We start from the raw sequence: 13858 nt of genomic DNA on the forward strand, positions 1-13858 counted from the left end.
GCCCCTCCCCCGGAGGGGGCACCCCCACTTCGCCGATTCCTGGGGCTGCGCCCCAGACCCCCTTTCGCGGCTCCGCCGCTCGTCCTCAAACGCCGGGCGGACTGAAATGCGAGACAATTTGTCTCACATAGCGACACACCGGTGACACCCCTCCCACCGGATCCCTACGATCGCACCATGAGGCGACAGGCGGATCTCACCAAGCGGCGGGCAGTCGACCTGTGCCGCGTGGCCGCCATGCTGTGTCGCCGTGCCTGACAGGGGCCCCGTCCCCTCTTCGGCCGGCCGCTCCGGCCTCCCTCCCGCATCACCGCCGACGCCGGCGCCCGGCGCCCCGTCGGCGTACCTCGCAACTGCCCCGGAGGAGAACAGCATGAGCCGCAGTGACGTCCTGGTGGACGCCGACTGGGTCCAGGCCCGCATCGACGCAGGCGACCCCAAGACCGTCATCGTCGAGGTCGACGAGGACACCTCGGCCTACGACAAGAACCACATCAAGTCCGCCGTCCGGATCGACTGGCGGACGGACCTCCAGGCCCCCGTCCGCCGGGACTTCGTGGACCAGGCGGGCTTCGAGAAGCTGCTGTCCGAGAAGGGCATCGCCAACGACGACACGGTCGTCCTCTACGGCGGCAACAACAACTGGTTCGCGGCCTACGCCTATTGGTACTTCAAGCTCTACGGCCACGAGGACGTCCGGCTCCTCGACGGCGGCCGCAAGAAGTGGGAGCTGGACTCCCGCGACCTGGTCGCCGAGGTCCCGCGGCGGCCCCGCACGGAGTACAAGGCCAAGCCGCAGGACGCCTCGATCCGCGCGTTCCGGGACGACGTGGTGGCCGCGATCGGCAGCCTGAACCTGGTCGACGTCCGGTCCCCCGACGAGTTCAGCGGCAAGCTGCTCGCCCCCGCCCACCTCCCGCAGGAGCAGTCGCAGCGCCCGGGCCACGTCCCGACGGCGCGCAACATCCCCTGGTCCAAGGCGGCCAACGACGACGGCACGTTCAAGTCGGACGACGAACTCCGGGCCGTCTACGAGGGCGCGGGCGTGGACCTGTCGAAGGACACCATCGCGTACTGCCGGATCGGCGAGCGGTCGGCGCACACCTGGTTCGTCCTGCACGAGCTGCTCGGACAGCCCAACGTCCGCAACTACGACGGCTCGTGGACCGAGTACGGCTCCCTCGTCGGCGTGCCGATCGAGCTCGGCGCCAACTGATCCGCCCGACGACAGCACGAACGAGGAAAGGTACGCAGCATGTGTGGAGCCAAGGCCGGCGGCCCCGACGCCTCGACGGCCAAGCCGGGCGAGACCACCATCCAGGGTTCCGTGACCCGTGACGGGGTGCCCGTCACCGGGTACGTGCGCCTGCTGGACGGCGACGGCGAGTTCACCGCGGAGGTCCCCACCTCCGCGACCGGGCAGTTCCGCTTCTACGCGGCGGAGGGCACCTGGACGGTCCGCGCGCTCGTCCCGGGCGCGACCGCCGACCGTACCGTCGTCGCCCGGCAGGGCGGGCTGGCGGAGGTGGCGATCGCCGTATAGGGGCGACGCCCACTGAGCACGGCGCCCTCGCGCGCCGGACGGCCGGAGGGCCGCACCCCGGGGTTTGGACGACCTGATGGCGGGGTGCGGCCCTCCGGCGCACCCTCGGCGCGCCCCCGGACGGGCCGCGCGCGCTGTACGGCGTCCGGCCCCCGCCGTACCGTTGAAGCATGTACGCGCGGCGGCGCCACCTGTACTTCGCCATGATGGGCACGTGCGTCGGGATGTTCGTCCTGGCCTGGGCCGTCGTGCGGCTGTGGTCGGTGCCCGCCGCGATCGGCATGTGCCTGTTCGCGATGGTCATCCCCCCGGTGGCGGCCATCGTGGCCAACCGCCGGGGCCCCGACGACCGCTGGTGGGACGAGGAGACGGGCGACCCCGAGTCCGACCGCTGGTGGAACGAGCTGGACGACCGCCGCCGCCGGGACGACCAGCGGGACGGCCAGTAAGCGCCGGCAGGACGGCCGGTGCGCGCCGCCGGAGCGGCCGGCAGGAGGTCCGGGGCCGCCGGCAGGCGGCGGTCAGTAGACCAGCGCCTGCACCCCGTCCGCCATGATCTCGCCGACGAAGACCTGGGCCCCGGCGATGCGCGCGCCCTCGATCAGGTCCTTCTCCTCGATGTCCCGCCGCGCCGCGCACTGCGTGCAGACGGTGATCATGCCCCCGCCGGCCCGGATGCCGTCGATCAGCTCCGGCAGCGGCGCCGCGTGCGGCAGTGCGAACTCCGCCGCCCGGCCCGGCAGGGCGAACCAGGACGACTCCCCCGTCAGCCACAGCGAGACCTCGACGCCGCTCGCGACGGCGACGGCCGCCACCGTGAACGCCTGCGAGCACCGCTCGGGCGCGTCCGCGCCCGCCGTCACCTTGATCACGAGCTTCTTCCGCATGGGATCACTCTAGGCCGGGCGCCCGTTCCGGGAACCCCGCACAGCCCGTACCACCTCACACCGCCGTCCCGGACCGGGCCGACTAGACTCGTCGCAGGTCCGTAACCCCTCACTCCGACCGAGGAGCGCGCTCGTGCTTGAGGCAGTCTTCACCACCCTGCTGGTCCTGGTCGCCGTCGGCGTTCTCGCGTTCGCCGGGCTGACCTGGAAGAAGCTGTACCAGGGCCAGCGCTGAGCCTCCCCGACCACCCCCTACAGATCGTCTGAGCTGAGCCCATGATCGAGATTCCGTCCGACCTCCACCGGGACCTGGTGCCCCTCGTCTTCCTCCTCGGCAAGTGGGAGGGGGCGGGCGTCGCCGACTTCCCGGGCTCCGAGAAGTGCAACTTCGGGCAGGAAGTCACCTTCACCCACGACGGCCGGGACTTCCTGGAGTACGTCTCGCACAGTTGGGTGCTCGACGCCGAGGGGAACAAGGTCCGTCCGCTGGAGACCGAGAGCGGCTACTGGCGGATCGACAAGGACCGCAAGATCGAGGTCGTCATGATCCGCGACCAGGGCGTCGTCGAGGTCTGGTACGGCGAGCTCGCCGACAAGAAGCCGCAGATCGACATCGTCACCGACGCGGTCGCCCGGACCGCGGCGTCCGGCCCGTACTCCGGTGGCAAGCGCCTCTACGGGTACGTCAAGGGCGACCTGATGTGGGTCGGCGAGAAGGCCACCCCCGAGGTGCCGCTGCGGCCGTACATGTCCGCGCAGCTCAAGAAGACGGCCGGCGTCGCCGAGCTGGAGGAGTGGGCGCGGAACCTGCCGGACGACCTGCCGGACGGCGTCTCCTTCTTCCGCCCGGACGGCACCCCGTACAACCCCGAGCAGCCGTAGCCCGCGGCTGTCGTACGCACCAAGCGCCCCGCGGGGGAAGTCCGGTCGAAGTCCGGCGCTGACCCGCAACGGTAGGCAGAGCACCCGTTCTGCGAGCCCGATCACCCGCGGCGGCGTCAGCTCCTGACAACTCGCCGTGGTCTGCGAGGGGAGGCCCCCCGCGGCGCGGCGGGGCTCCTACGGGCACGCCTGCCCGGGCCCACGGCCCGAGCCGAAGGTGTCCCCCTTGGCGATCACCGCCCCCGCCCCGCCCGGTCCCGGCACCACCGCACCGGCGCGGCGGATCCCGCTGCCACCCCTGATCGCCGGACTGGCCGTGGCCCTCCTCGGCTCGCTCCTCTGCTGCGTCGCCCTCGGCTCCTCCGGTATCGGCTGGGGGCGCGTCCTCCACTACCTCGGCGCGGGGCTCACCGGCGGCAGGATCGGGGCGGACGAGGTCTCCGCCTACACCATCGTCTGGGAGCTGCGCTTCCCGCGCGCCCTGCTGGCGGCCGTGGTCGGCGCCGGGCTGGCCGCCGTCGGCGTGGCCACGCAGGCGCTGGTCCGCAACGCGCTCGCCGATCCGTTCGTGCTGGGCATCTCCTCCGGCGCGGCCGTCGGCGCCAACGCGGTGCTCCTCTTCGGCGTGCTCGGCTCGCTCGGCGTCTGGGCGCTGTCCACCGCCGCGTTCCTCTCCGCGCTCGCCTCCATGGCCCTGGTCTACGCGGCGGCCCGCGGTACCGGGCACGGGATGACACCGCTGCGGCTGGTCCTGGTCGGGACCGCCATGTACTACGGCTTCTCCGCGATCACCACCCTGATGGTCTTCAGCGCGGACCGGGGCGACGCCGCCCGCTCGGCGATGATGTGGCTGCTCGGCAGCCTGGGCGGGGCGAGCTGGCAGTCCGTGCCGATCGCGGCCGGTGCCGTGCTGCTGGGGCTGGGCTACCTGCTGTGGTCGGCGCGCGGTCTGAACGTGCTGGCCATGGGCGACGAGACGTCGTCCGCGCTGGGCGTCGACCCCGAGCGGCGGCGCCGGGTGCTGTTCGTCGTGGTCGCGGCCGTCACCGGTGCGGTGGTGGCCGTCAGCGGTGCCATCGGCTTCGTCGGGCTGATGGTCCCGCACGCCACCCGGATGCTGGTCGGTGCCGACCACCGCCGGGTCCTCGCCGTCGCGCCGCTGCTGGGCGCGGTGCTGCTGGTGTGGGTGGACGTCGTCTCACGGCTGCTGCTGTCGCCCGTCGAACTGCCGGTCGGAGTGATCACGGCGCTGATCGGCGTGCCCTGTTTCATCCTGCTGATGCGCCGGCGCGGCTACACCTTCGGAGGTGCCTGATGCGGGTCGACATCGAGGACCTGTCGGTCGAGGTGGCCGGCGCCCGACTGGTCCGGGACGTGTCACTGCGGGCCGGGAGCGGGCAGTTCGTGGGCGTCGTCGGCCCCAACGGCAGCGGCAAGTCGACGCTGCTGCGGTGCGTCTACCGCGCGCTGCGGCCGACGCACGGCCGGGTGCTGCTGGACGGCGACGACCTGCGCGGGCTCACCGCCCGCGAGAGTGCCCGGCGGCTGGCGGCGCTGCCGCAGGAGTCGGGCAGCGAGTTCGACTTCACGGTCGCCGAGGTCGTCGCGATGGGCCGGCTGCCGCACCAGCGGGCGGCCGGCCGCACCACCCGCGAGGACACCGAGGCCTGCGCGACGGCCCTGGAACGGGTCGGCGCCGGGCACCTCACCGACCGCGGCTTCCTGACCCTCTCCGGCGGCGAGAAGCAGCGCGTCCTGATCGCGCGCGCCCTGGCCCAGCGGCCGAGGGTGCTGGTCCTGGACGAGCCGACGAACCACCTCGACATCAGCCAGCAGCTCGAAGTCCTCGCGCTGGTACGGGACTCCGGGCTCACCGTGCTCGCCGCGCTGCACGACCTCAACCTCGCCGCGACCCACTGCGACGTCCTGTACGTCGTCCACGGCGGCCGGCTCGTCGCCTCCGGGCCGCCGGACGAGGTGCTGACGTCCGGGCTGCTGGCCGACGTCTTCGGCGTCCGGGCGCACCGGGTGCCCCACCCGGTGTCCGGTGTCCCGCAACTCCTCTTCGACCGCCTGCCCCGGTGATCCCCTTCCTCAGGAGCCCCGCCATGCGAACCGCCCGCGCCCTCCTCTGCCTGACCGCAGCCCTCGCCCTGGCGGGCTGCGGCGCCCGGGTGGACGAGGAGAAGCCCGACGACGCGAAGAAGTCCCCGGCGTCCGGCCACTACCCCGTCACCATCGAGAACTGCGGGGTGAAGACGGTGTACGACAAGGCGCCGCGACGGGTGGTGACCAACGACGTGGGCATCGCGGAGATCATGTTCGCCCTCGGCCTGGAGGACCACATGGCCGGCTACGTGGCGCCCGCCTACAAGACGAGCCGCGCCGACGACATCCCGTGGAAGGACGGCTACGACAAGGTCAAGCGGCTGTCCACCAAGCAGATCAACAAGGAGATGGTCCTCGACGCCAGGGCCGACCTCGTCTTCGCCGGCTGGAACTACGGCTTCGGCGAGGGCGACGGCTTCACCCCCGCCGCGCTGAAGAAGCTGGGGATCGGCTCGTACGTGCTCACCGAGTCCTGCCGCAGCGGCGGCGGCAAGGAGCGGGGCGTGATGCCGCCGCTGGAGGCGCTCTACACCGATCTCACCACCCTGGGGAAGATCTTCGACGTCGAGGACCGGGCGGCGAAACTCGTCGCCGGGTTCAAGAAGAAGGTCGCGGACGCGCAGGCCGCGATCCCCGCGGACGGCAAGCGGCCCAAGGTCTTCCTCTACGACGACGGCCGCGACAAGCCGGTGACCGCGGGCGCCTACGCGGGGCCGCACGACATCATCACCAAGGCCGGCGGCGACCACGTGATGAGCGACCTGAAGGACACCTGGACGACGGTCGGCTGGGAGACGGTGGTCGACCGGCGGCCCGACGTCATCGTCGTCAACAACTACGGCGACGTCAGCGCCGAGGAGAAGCGGAAGTTCCTGCTCTCCTATCCGCCGCTGGCCGACGTCCCGGCCGTGAAGAACAAGCGGATCTTCGTCCTCGACTACGTCGACCTGGTGGAGAGCCCGCGCAACCCGGACGCCGTCGCGGCCCTGGCCGGCTACCTGAAGGGGGTCCGCGAAGACTGACCCCGCCTAGACTGGAGGAGTGGTGGACACCGACTGGCAGAGCGATCTCCGCAAGCGCGGCTACCGGCTGACGCCCCAGCGCCAGCTCGTACTGGAAGCGGTCGACCGGCTGGAGCACGCGACCCCGGACGACATCCTCACCGAGGTCCGCAAGACGGCCGGCGGCGTCAACATCTCCACCGTCTACCGGACGCTGGAGCTTTTGGAGGAGCTCGGCCTGGTCAGCCACGCCCACCTCGGCCACGGCGCCCCCACGTACCACCTCGCGGACCGGCACGACCACCTCCACCTGGTCTGCCGGGACTGCACCGGGGTCATCGAGGCCGACCTGTCGGTGGCCGCCGACTTCACCGAGCGGCTCCGCGCGGAGTTCGGCTTCGACACCGACATGAAGCACTTCGCGATCTTCGGCCGGTGCGGCTCCTGCTCCGCCGGGAAGAGCACGAAGGAAAAGGACCCGGACGCACCGTAGGGCGGGCCGTACGGATCGCAGGGCGGGCCGTACGGGGCATCCGTCCCCGCCCGCGCGGGTCGTAGGCTGGGCGCATGCTGCGTCAATCCAAGAGCCCTCTGCTGTCGCTGCCCGGCGCCGTCCCCGCCGAGGGCCCGGACGAAGGCGTCGCCGCGCACTACGGCGACCCGTTCCGCGAGCAGCGCGCGCTCGCCGACGGGTCCGGGTTCGTCGACCTCTCCCACCGGGGTGTGGTCACCGTCTCCGGCGACGACCGGCTGAGCTGGCTGCACCTGCTGCTCACCCAGCACGTCAGCGAGCTGCCGCCCGGGCAGGCCACCGAGGCGCTGATCCTCACCGCCAACGGCCACATCGAGCACGCCCTCTCCCTCGTCGACGACGGCACGACCGTCTGGGCGCACGTGGAACCCGGCACCCAGGAGGCGCTGATCGCCTACCTGGAGAGCATGAAGTTCTTCTACCGCGTCGAGGTCGCCGACCGCACCGACGACATCGCCGTCGTCCACCTGCCCGCCGGCTCCATCGCCGGGGCCCCCGACGGCGTCGTCGTCCGCGAGACGCCCCACGGGCGCGACCTGTTCCTGCCGCGCGAGCGACTGGAGGAGTTCGCGGCCGACCACGGGCCCGCCGCGGGCACCCTCGCCCTGGAGGCCCTCCGCGTCGAGGCCCACCGGCCGCGGCTCGGGCTGGAGACCGACCACCGGACGATCCCCCACGAGCTCGGGCTCATCGGCACGGCCGTTCATCTGCAGAAGGGGTGCTACCGGGGGCAGGAGACCGTGGCGCGGGTCCAGAACCTGGGCAAGCCGCCACGTCGTCTCGTCTTCCTGCACCTGGACGGGAGCGAGGTCCATCTGCCCGGGCACGGGGCACCGGTGCGGCTCGCTTCCGACGGGCCTGAGGGGCGGCAGCTCGGGTTCGTGACGACTGCCGTGCGGCACCATGAGCTCGGGCCCATCGCGCTTGCGCTCGTCAAGCGCAATGTTCCGGTGGACGCGGCGCTGATCGTGGGAGAGGGGACGGCGGCGGCGCAGGAGGTCGTGGTCGAGCCGTAGGGTGCCCCGGTCCCTCCCCCAGAGGGGGCACCCCCACTTCGCCGCTTCCTGGGGCTGCGCCCCAGACCCGCTGTTCGCGGCTCCGCCGCTCGTCCTCAAACGCCGGACGGGCTGATACAGCCGGTCCGGCGTTTGAGGACAACCGCGCGGAGCGCGGTTTCGGGGGTGCGGGGGCGCAGCCCCCGAAGGAAACGGTGAAGTGGGGGTGCCCCCTCTGGGGGAGGGACCGGGGCCTCCCCCCTCACACCTCCAGCAGCACCGTGAACGGCCCGTCGTTCGTCAACGACACCTTCATGTCCGCACCGAACACCCCGGTCTCCACCGAAGCCCCCAACTCCCGCAACCGAGCGACCACCTCGTCGACCAGGGGCTCGGCCACGCGGCCCGGAGCAGCCGCGTTCCAGGTGGGCCGCCGCCCCTTCCGCGCGTCACCGTAAAGCGTGAACTGGGAGATCACGAGCAGCGGCGCGCCCACGTCGGAGCAGGACTTCTCGTCGGCGAGGATCCGGAGGGACCACAGCTTGCCGGCGAGTCGGGCCGCCTTCTCGGGGGTGTCGTCGTGGGTCACCCCGACCAGCACGCACAGCCCCTCGCCGACGATCTCGCCGACCGTCCGGCCGTCCACGACGACGGACGCCCCGTTCACTCTCTGCACCACGGCTCGCATGGCGTCCATGATGCCCGGCCCCCGTTCGGGGCCGTTCGGGTGGAGACGGCCTGCGGCCGGGCGGGGCACAGTGGCACGATGCGTGCAGGCGGTGCGATATGCGGGCACAGCGTTCCGTACGCACCCGGCGCGAGGGGACGGAGCCGCATGACCACACCGATCGAGGACCACCTCAAGACGCTCGAGAAGACGCCTGGGAAGACACCCGAGAAGACGCCCGAGAAAACCCTCGAGGCGCTCAGGGCGAAGGCATCGGAAGCCGGGGACGCCGTGGACAGTCTGCACGCGAGGCCGCCGAGCCAGCGGTCCGGGCGGCTCGCGGACGTTCCCGTACGGCAGCTCGGCGAGCTGCGCCTCACGGAGCTGCGGGCGGTGCGCAAGGAGGCCCGGCGGGAGGAGGCCGACCTCAGCTACGTCCGGCGGCTGCTCCAGGGCCGCATCGACATCCTCCGGGCCGAGCTGGAGCGCCGGGCGGCGCCCGGCACCCCGGCGGCCGACCGCCGGCTGCTGGTGGACCGGCTGTCGGAGATCCTCACGGACGACCCGTCCGCCCCCCGCGCCTCCGCCCGCCACGTGACACTGGGCACGCCGCACGCCGAGGAGTACCGGCGGCTGGCGGAGGACATGCTGGGCGAGGTCGGCCTGTCGGACCTGGGCGCCCGGACGGACGCCGAGCTGCGCGCGGGGCTCTCCCGGCTCGCCGCGTACGAGCGGCACGTCTCCGAGCGCCGCCGGCAGCTCCAGCGGACGGCGGACGATTGCGGTGCCGAGATCGCACGCAGGTACCGTGAAGGAGAAGCGCAAGTAGACGACCTGCTCCCGTGACACCACCGGGGGCGGTCCCCGCCCCCGGAAGGCCCGTCCCATGAGCACCACCCCGACCCCTTCCCTGCCCGAGATACCCCAGGAGGACGACGGCACGGCCCGCCCGGTCCTCGCCGAGGTGGTCCGGTCCGGTTTCGTCGAGGGCCGGCACCGGGGCTCGCTGGTGCTGCTGGCGGCGGACGGCAGCGTGGAGCTGGCGCTGGGCGACCCCTCCGCGCCCGTCTTCCCGCGGTCCGCCAACAAGCCGATGCAGGCCGCGGCCGTCCTCCGGGCAGGCCTGGACCTCTCCGGGGAGCGGCTGGCGCTCGCGGCGGCCAGCCATTCGGGCGAGGCGTTCCACCTGGATCTGGTGCGCACCATGCTGGCCGAGTTCGGGCTCACCGAGGGTGACCTGCGGACGCCGCCGGACCTGCCGCTGGACCCCGTCGAGGCGGAGTCCTACCTGGCCGCGGGCCGGGTCCGGGACCGGGTCACCATGAACTGCTCCGGCAAGCACGCCGCCATGATCGCCGTGTCCGCCGCCAACGGCTGGCCGGTGGATTCGTACCTGGACCCGGACCACCCCCTCCAGCGGCTGGCCCTGCGCGCCGTCGAGGAGGCGAGCGGCGAGCGTGTCGCCCACGTCGGCACGGACGGTTGCGGGGCACCCCTGATGGCCGTCTCCCTCACCGGCCTCGCCCGCGCCTTCCGCCACTTCGTGCTCGCCGAGTCCGGTACGCCGGAGCGGCGGGTGGCGGACGCGATGCGCGCCCACCCGGAGTACGTGGCCGGCACCCGGCGCCCCGACACCTGGCTGATGCGCGAGGTGCCGGGCGCCCTGTCGAAGATGGGCGCGGAGGCGGTCCAGGCGGTGGCACTGCCGGACGGCCGGGCCCTGGCCTTCAAGATCGACGACGGTGCGCTGCGGACCCTCGGTCCGGTGCTGGCCCGCGCGCTGCGGCTGATGGGCGTGGAGGCGCCCGTCCTCGACCGGATCGCCGACACTCCGCTGCTGGGCGGCGGCGAGCGCGTCGGGGAGATCCGCGCGGCGTTCTGACCGCAGGCGAGGGACCACCGGGGCGCCCCGAAAATCAGGGGCGCTCCGCCGCGGCGGCCGCCTACCGTACGCCGTATGGCACTTGACATACGGACGATCGACGACGGCGACCTGAGCTCCTGGGTCACCGCCATGCGCACGGGTTTCCTCGTCTCACCGACGCCCGACAAGGACGAGGTGGAGGTGCGCGCGGCGGGCATGGACCTCACCCGTACCCAGGGCGCCTTCGACGCCGGGCGCTGCGTCGGCACGTTCCGCAGCCATCCTCAGCGGCTGACGGTGCCCGGCGGCGCGCCGCTCGCCGTGAGCGCGATCACCAACGTCACCGTCTCCCCCACGCACCGCAGGCGCGGGGTGCTCAGCCGGATGACGGCGCGTGACCTGGCCGCCGCCAAGGAGCGCGGGGACGCCGCCGCGACCCTGATCGCGGCCGAGTACCCGATCTACGGGCGGTTCGGCTTCGGCGCGGCCACCTCGACCACCGCCTGGGAGGTGCACATCGCCCGCACCGGGCTGGACCGGCGGTACGCGGGTCCCGGGTGCGGCGGGCGGGTGGACTTCGCGGACGGCGCCGCCGTCCGCGAGCTCGGCCCCGCCCTGCACGAACGGCTGCGTGCCCAGCGCCACGGCGTGGTCGACCGCACCGAGCGGTGGTGGCGGTTCGCCACCGGCGACCTTCCCCTTCCGACGGGCTGGAAGGAACCGTTCCACGTCCTCTACCGGTCGCCGGAGGGACGCGTGGACGGCCTGCTCACCTACGGCGCCGAGGAGCGGTGGACCGCCAAGCAGCCGGAGAACAAGGCGGTCGTGCGCGACCTCGTCGCCGTCTCACCGGCCGCCGAGCGCGCCCTGTGGCACTACCTGCTCTCCGTCGACTGGATCACCTCCGTCACCACCGGCGACCGCGCGCCCGACGACATCCTGCCGCTGCTGCTGCCGGACCCGCGGGCCGCCCGGATCACGGCCCAGGCGGACTTCATGTGGCTGCGTCCGCTCGACGTGCCGGCCCTGCTGGAGGCACGGACGTACGCCACCGAGGGCTCGCTCGTCCTGGAGGTCGCCGACCCTGACGGGTACGCCGCCGGACGGTACCTGCTGGAGGCCGGGCCGGAAGGAGCCGTCTGCTCGTCCACCTCGCGGGACGCCAATCTCACGCTGGGGGCGGGCGAGTTGGCCCGCCTGTACCTCGGCGACGAGTCGGCAGTGCGGCTGGCGGCGGCCGGGGCCGTCACCGAAGAGCGGCCGGGCGCCGCCGCGCGGGCGGACCTGCTGCTGCGGACGCCGCGCCGGCCCTGGTGCCCCGACGTCTTCTGACGAAGGAGGGGCGCCGCGGGCGCGGCTTGACCTCAAGCAAGCTTGAGGGTTCAAGCTCACCCTCAGTGCCCCGTCGCCCCCGCTGTACCCACGACGCCGGGCCCACCCCCTCGTTCACCCTCATCGCCCGGAGAAACAGCCGTGTCGCACGTCCCCTACCGCCTCGCCGTCATCGTCGCCTCCACCCGCGACGGCCGCTTCGGCCCGACCGTCGCCGACTGGTTCGGCGCCCGGCTCGCCGAGCGCGACGACATCGACGTCGACGTCCTCGACCTCGCCGAACTCCCGCTCCCGGCCCGGCTGAGCCCCCGCCCGGACCCGGAGGACGCGGAGCTGCTCGCCGCGGTGTCGCCACGGCTGGAACGGGCCGACGCGTTCGCCATCGTCACCCCCGAGTACAACCACAGCTACCCGGCCTCGCTGAAGGCGCTGATCGACTGGCACGCGACCCCGTGGCGGGCCAAGCCGGTGGCGTTCGTCTCCTACGGCGGGCTGTCCGGCGGTCTGCGGGCGGTCGAGCACCTGCGGCCGGTCCTGGCGGAGCTGCACGCCGTCACCATCCGCGAGACCGTCAGCTTCCACAGCCCCTGGGGCGCGTTCGACGCCTCCGGCCGCCACCTCGACGAGGAGGCGGGACACCGGGCGGCCGGGGCGGCCAAGGTGCTGCTCGACCAGCTCACCTGGTGGGCCGTCTCGCTCCGCGAGGCCCGGGCGGCGCGCCCGTACGGCGTCTGACCCGAGTCCGCCGTCCGACCGGCGCACACCCTGCCTGATCGGCCCGTACGCCGTCCGACCGGCGCGGCCGCGGGAGCGTTGCGGCACGATGGGGGCATGACCAAGCTGACGCCGTACCACTGCCCGATCGACGCCGCCATGCACGTGATCGAAGGCAAGTGGAAGGTGCTCATCCTCTGGGAACTCCGGGACGCGCCCCGCCGGTTCGGGGCGCTGCGGCGGTCCCTGCCGGGGGTGAGCGAGAAGGTGCTCACCCAACAGCTCCGCGAGCTGGAGACGGACGGCATCGTCCACCGGCGGGTGCACGAGACCGTGCCGCCCAAGGTCGAGTACTCGCTGACCGAGGACGGCCGCGACCTGAACGCCGCCCTCGCCCCGCTCGGCGCCTGGGGCGCCCGCCGCGTCCTGCCGCCGGACGCGCCGGCCGGCACGGCGGCCTGACCCGGGGCCGGCCCCCGGCCGCCCGGGCGGGCGGCTCAGATGCCCAGCCGGGCGGCGATGCCGTCGAGCACGCAGTCCAGGCCGAGTTCGAACCGCCAGGCCGCGTCGTCCTTGCGCTGGGCCTCGGCCAGGTAGCGGCGGGTCGCGGGGTACCGCCCGGTGTTCATGAGCCAGGTCATCTCCGGGGCCAGGCCCTCCCTCGTCTCCTCGCCGGTGGTCCAGCCCCGCTTGCGCATCATCCGCAGCAGACCGATCTCGGCGTCGACGGCACCGTTCGCGTACGCGGTGACGGTGTGGAAGACGGCCATCATCGTGTCGGCGTCCAGGCCGAGGCCGTCGAGTGCGGTCAGGACCCGTTCGGAGACGGCGAACTCGTGGGGTGTGAGGGACGGGTGATCGACCCTGGACATCCAGGGGTGGGCGAGCATCAGGGAGCGGGTGCGCAGGCCGACCGCGCGCATGGCCGCCCGCCAGTCCTCCGCGGCGTCGGGGAGCGCCGCCTCGCCCTGCACGAAGTCGACCATCAGGGCGACGAGTTCGTCCTTGCCGTCCACATAGCGGTAGGCGGCCATGGGAGCCACCCCGAGATCGGTGGCGAGCCGGCGCATCGTCACGGCTTCGAGCCCCTCCGCGTCGGCGATGGCCACCGCGGCGGCGGCGATCCGCCGCGGGGTGAGCGTCGCGGACCGCGGGGCGGGCGCGGGCCGGTCGAGCCGTTCCCAGAGCCCGGGCCGGGGGGCGCCGCCCTCCCCCCTGCCGCTCTTCGCGCGCCGTCCGGTGCCGTTCTCTCCGGTCTCGTCTGACATCAGCCCGCTCCGTTTCCGCTCCGCCCCCCGATTGCCGTGTACAACGTATCAACAGTAGACGACG

General features: G+C 73.1%; 18 protein-coding genes. 15 read left to right on the forward strand and 3 right to left on the reverse strand.

What is annotated here, in order from left to right:
- The first annotated feature begins 177 nt into the window (after window positions 1-177).
- The 4 genes from ACZ6X9_RS05420 (at window position 178) to ACZ6X9_RS05435 (ending at window position 1992) form a co-directional block, all read left to right on the forward strand.
- On the forward strand, window positions 178-258 hold the full coding sequence (locus tag ACZ6X9_RS05420; RefSeq protein WP_398278107.1) for a putative leader peptide: 81 nt from the start codon (window positions 178-180) through the stop codon (window positions 256-258).
- A 115-nt stretch (window positions 259-373) separates the two neighbouring features.
- Window positions 374-1216: a sulfurtransferase gene (locus ACZ6X9_RS05425; protein WP_469776548.1), complete on the forward strand. Its 843-nt coding sequence runs from the start codon at window positions 374-376 to the stop codon at window positions 1214-1216.
- Window positions 1217-1255: 39 nt separating this feature from the next.
- Window positions 1256-1543 carry a DUF1416 domain-containing protein gene (locus ACZ6X9_RS05430; protein ID WP_469776549.1) on the forward strand — a complete coding sequence of 96 codons (288 nt, stop codon included), beginning with the start codon at window positions 1256-1258 and terminating at the stop codon, window positions 1541-1543.
- 170 nt (window positions 1544-1713) lie between these two features.
- Entirely contained in the window at window positions 1714-1992 is a 279-nt protein-coding gene (locus ACZ6X9_RS05435) for a DUF3099 domain-containing protein (protein WP_469776550.1), read from the forward strand.
- Between the two features lie 72 nt (window positions 1993-2064).
- Here ACZ6X9_RS05435 and ACZ6X9_RS05440 read toward each other — a convergent pair whose 3' ends face one another.
- Entirely contained in the window at window positions 2065-2430 is a 366-nt protein-coding gene (locus ACZ6X9_RS05440) for a DsrE family protein (protein ID WP_469776551.1), read from the reverse strand.
- Window positions 2431-2706: 276 nt separating this feature from the next.
- Between ACZ6X9_RS05440 and ACZ6X9_RS05445 the strand changes: the two genes are divergently transcribed.
- From ACZ6X9_RS05445 to ygfZ, 6 genes are all read left to right on the forward strand, one after another.
- Window positions 2707-3312 carry a heme-binding beta-barrel domain-containing protein gene (locus ACZ6X9_RS05445; RefSeq protein WP_469776552.1) on the forward strand — a complete coding sequence of 202 codons (606 nt, stop codon included), beginning with the start codon at window positions 2707-2709 and terminating at the stop codon, window positions 3310-3312.
- Between the two features lie 226 nt (window positions 3313-3538).
- Window positions 3539-4627, forward strand: a complete 1089-nt coding sequence (locus ACZ6X9_RS05450; RefSeq protein WP_469776553.1) for a FecCD family ABC transporter permease — start codon at window positions 3539-3541, stop codon at window positions 4625-4627.
- Window positions 4627-5397 carry an ABC transporter ATP-binding protein gene (locus ACZ6X9_RS05455; protein ID WP_469776554.1) on the forward strand — a complete coding sequence of 257 codons (771 nt, stop codon included), beginning with the start codon at window positions 4627-4629 and terminating at the stop codon, window positions 5395-5397. Before ACZ6X9_RS05450 ends, ACZ6X9_RS05455 begins: the two co-directional genes overlap by 1 nt.
- Window positions 5398-5420: 23 nt before the next feature.
- Entirely contained in the window at window positions 5421-6443 is a 1023-nt protein-coding gene (locus ACZ6X9_RS05460) for an ABC transporter substrate-binding protein (RefSeq protein ID WP_469776555.1), read from the forward strand.
- Between the two features lie 19 nt (window positions 6444-6462).
- Window positions 6463-6915 (forward strand): Fur family transcriptional regulator, encoded by a 453-nt coding sequence (locus ACZ6X9_RS05465; protein ID WP_469776556.1) that lies wholly within the window; start codon window positions 6463-6465, stop codon window positions 6913-6915.
- Between the two features lie 74 nt (window positions 6916-6989).
- Window positions 6990-7970, forward strand: a complete 981-nt coding sequence (gene ygfZ, locus ACZ6X9_RS05470) for a CAF17-like 4Fe-4S cluster assembly/insertion protein YgfZ (protein WP_469776557.1) — start codon at window positions 6990-6992, stop codon at window positions 7968-7970.
- 241 nt (window positions 7971-8211) lie between these two features.
- On the opposite strand, the gene dtd is transcribed toward ygfZ, so the two are convergent.
- Window positions 8212-8637: a D-aminoacyl-tRNA deacylase gene (dtd, locus tag ACZ6X9_RS05475; RefSeq protein WP_469776666.1), complete on the reverse strand. Its 426-nt coding sequence runs from the start codon at window positions 8635-8637 to the stop codon at window positions 8212-8214.
- 147 nt (window positions 8638-8784) lie between these two features.
- Here dtd and ACZ6X9_RS05480 point away from each other — a divergent pair, with 147 nt between their 5' ends.
- The 5 genes from ACZ6X9_RS05480 to ACZ6X9_RS05500 all read left to right on the forward strand — a co-directional run bounded on the left by ACZ6X9_RS05480 (window position 8785) and on the right by ACZ6X9_RS05500 (window position 12988).
- The gene (locus tag ACZ6X9_RS05480; RefSeq protein WP_469776558.1) at window positions 8785-9462 is read left to right on the forward strand and encodes an RsiG family protein; all 678 of its coding nucleotides are present in this window, start codon (window positions 8785-8787) and stop codon (window positions 9460-9462) included.
- Window positions 9463-9502: 40 nt separating this feature from the next.
- Complete coding sequence (locus ACZ6X9_RS05485) at window positions 9503-10498, forward strand: asparaginase (protein WP_469776559.1); 996 nt, start codon at window positions 9503-9505, stop codon at window positions 10496-10498.
- Between the two features lie 75 nt (window positions 10499-10573).
- Window positions 10574-11812 carry a GNAT family N-acetyltransferase gene (locus ACZ6X9_RS05490; protein ID WP_469776560.1) on the forward strand — a complete coding sequence of 413 codons (1239 nt, stop codon included), beginning with the start codon at window positions 10574-10576 and terminating at the stop codon, window positions 11810-11812.
- A gap of 141 nt (window positions 11813-11953) precedes the next feature.
- Window positions 11954-12547, forward strand: coding sequence for an NADPH-dependent FMN reductase (locus ACZ6X9_RS05495; RefSeq protein ID WP_469776561.1), 594 nt, complete (start codon window positions 11954-11956; stop codon window positions 12545-12547).
- Between the two features lie 96 nt (window positions 12548-12643).
- A complete protein-coding gene (locus tag ACZ6X9_RS05500; protein WP_469776562.1) occupies window positions 12644-12988 on the forward strand; it encodes a winged helix-turn-helix transcriptional regulator in 345 nt (114 codons plus the stop codon).
- Window positions 12989-13023: 35 nt separating this feature from the next.
- Here ACZ6X9_RS05500 and ACZ6X9_RS05505 read toward each other — a convergent pair whose 3' ends face one another.
- Window positions 13024-13794, reverse strand: a complete 771-nt coding sequence (locus ACZ6X9_RS05505) for a TetR/AcrR family transcriptional regulator (protein ID WP_469776563.1) — start codon at window positions 13792-13794, stop codon at window positions 13024-13026.
- Window positions 13795-13858 lie beyond the last annotated feature (64 nt).

It is taken from the genome of Streptomyces sp. NPDC052910, from assembly GCF_055585605.1.

Excerpts from the sequence above, each read along its gene's own strand:
- ACZ6X9_RS05505 (WP_469776563.1), bottom strand. The coding sequence starts at position 13,794 with ATGTCAGACGAGACCGGAGAGAACGGCACCGGACGGCGCGCGAAGAGC.
- ACZ6X9_RS05425 (WP_469776548.1), top strand. The coding sequence starts at position 374 with ATGAGCCGCAGTGACGTCCTGGTGGACGCCGACTGGGTCCAGGCCCGC.
- ACZ6X9_RS05455 (WP_469776554.1), top strand. The coding sequence starts at position 4,627 with ATGCGGGTCGACATCGAGGACCTGTCGGTCGAGGTGGCCGGCGCCCGA.
- ygfZ (WP_469776557.1), top strand. The coding sequence starts at position 6,990 with ATGCTGCGTCAATCCAAGAGCCCTCTGCTGTCGCTGCCCGGCGCCGTC.
- ACZ6X9_RS05440 (WP_469776551.1), bottom strand. The coding sequence starts at position 2,430 with ATGCGGAAGAAGCTCGTGATCAAGGTGACGGCGGGCGCGGACGCGCCC.
- ACZ6X9_RS05485 (WP_469776559.1), top strand. The coding sequence starts at position 9,503 with ATGAGCACCACCCCGACCCCTTCCCTGCCCGAGATACCCCAGGAGGAC.
- ACZ6X9_RS05480 (WP_469776558.1), top strand. The coding sequence starts at position 8,785 with ATGACCACACCGATCGAGGACCACCTCAAGACGCTCGAGAAGACGCCT.
- ACZ6X9_RS05430 (WP_469776549.1), top strand. The coding sequence starts at position 1,256 with ATGTGTGGAGCCAAGGCCGGCGGCCCCGACGCCTCGACGGCCAAGCCG.
- ACZ6X9_RS05460 (WP_469776555.1), top strand. The coding sequence starts at position 5,421 with ATGCGAACCGCCCGCGCCCTCCTCTGCCTGACCGCAGCCCTCGCCCTG.
- ACZ6X9_RS05435 (WP_469776550.1), top strand. The coding sequence starts at position 1,714 with ATGTACGCGCGGCGGCGCCACCTGTACTTCGCCATGATGGGCACGTGC.
- ACZ6X9_RS05500 (WP_469776562.1), top strand. The coding sequence starts at position 12,644 with ATGACCAAGCTGACGCCGTACCACTGCCCGATCGACGCCGCCATGCAC.
- ACZ6X9_RS05445 (WP_469776552.1), top strand. The coding sequence starts at position 2,707 with ATGATCGAGATTCCGTCCGACCTCCACCGGGACCTGGTGCCCCTCGTC.
- dtd (WP_469776666.1), bottom strand. The coding sequence starts at position 8,637 with ATGCGAGCCGTGGTGCAGAGAGTGAACGGGGCGTCCGTCGTCGTGGAC.
- ACZ6X9_RS05490 (WP_469776560.1), top strand. The coding sequence starts at position 10,574 with ATGGCACTTGACATACGGACGATCGACGACGGCGACCTGAGCTCCTGG.
- ACZ6X9_RS05420 (WP_398278107.1), top strand. The coding sequence starts at position 178 with ATGAGGCGACAGGCGGATCTCACCAAGCGGCGGGCAGTCGACCTGTGC.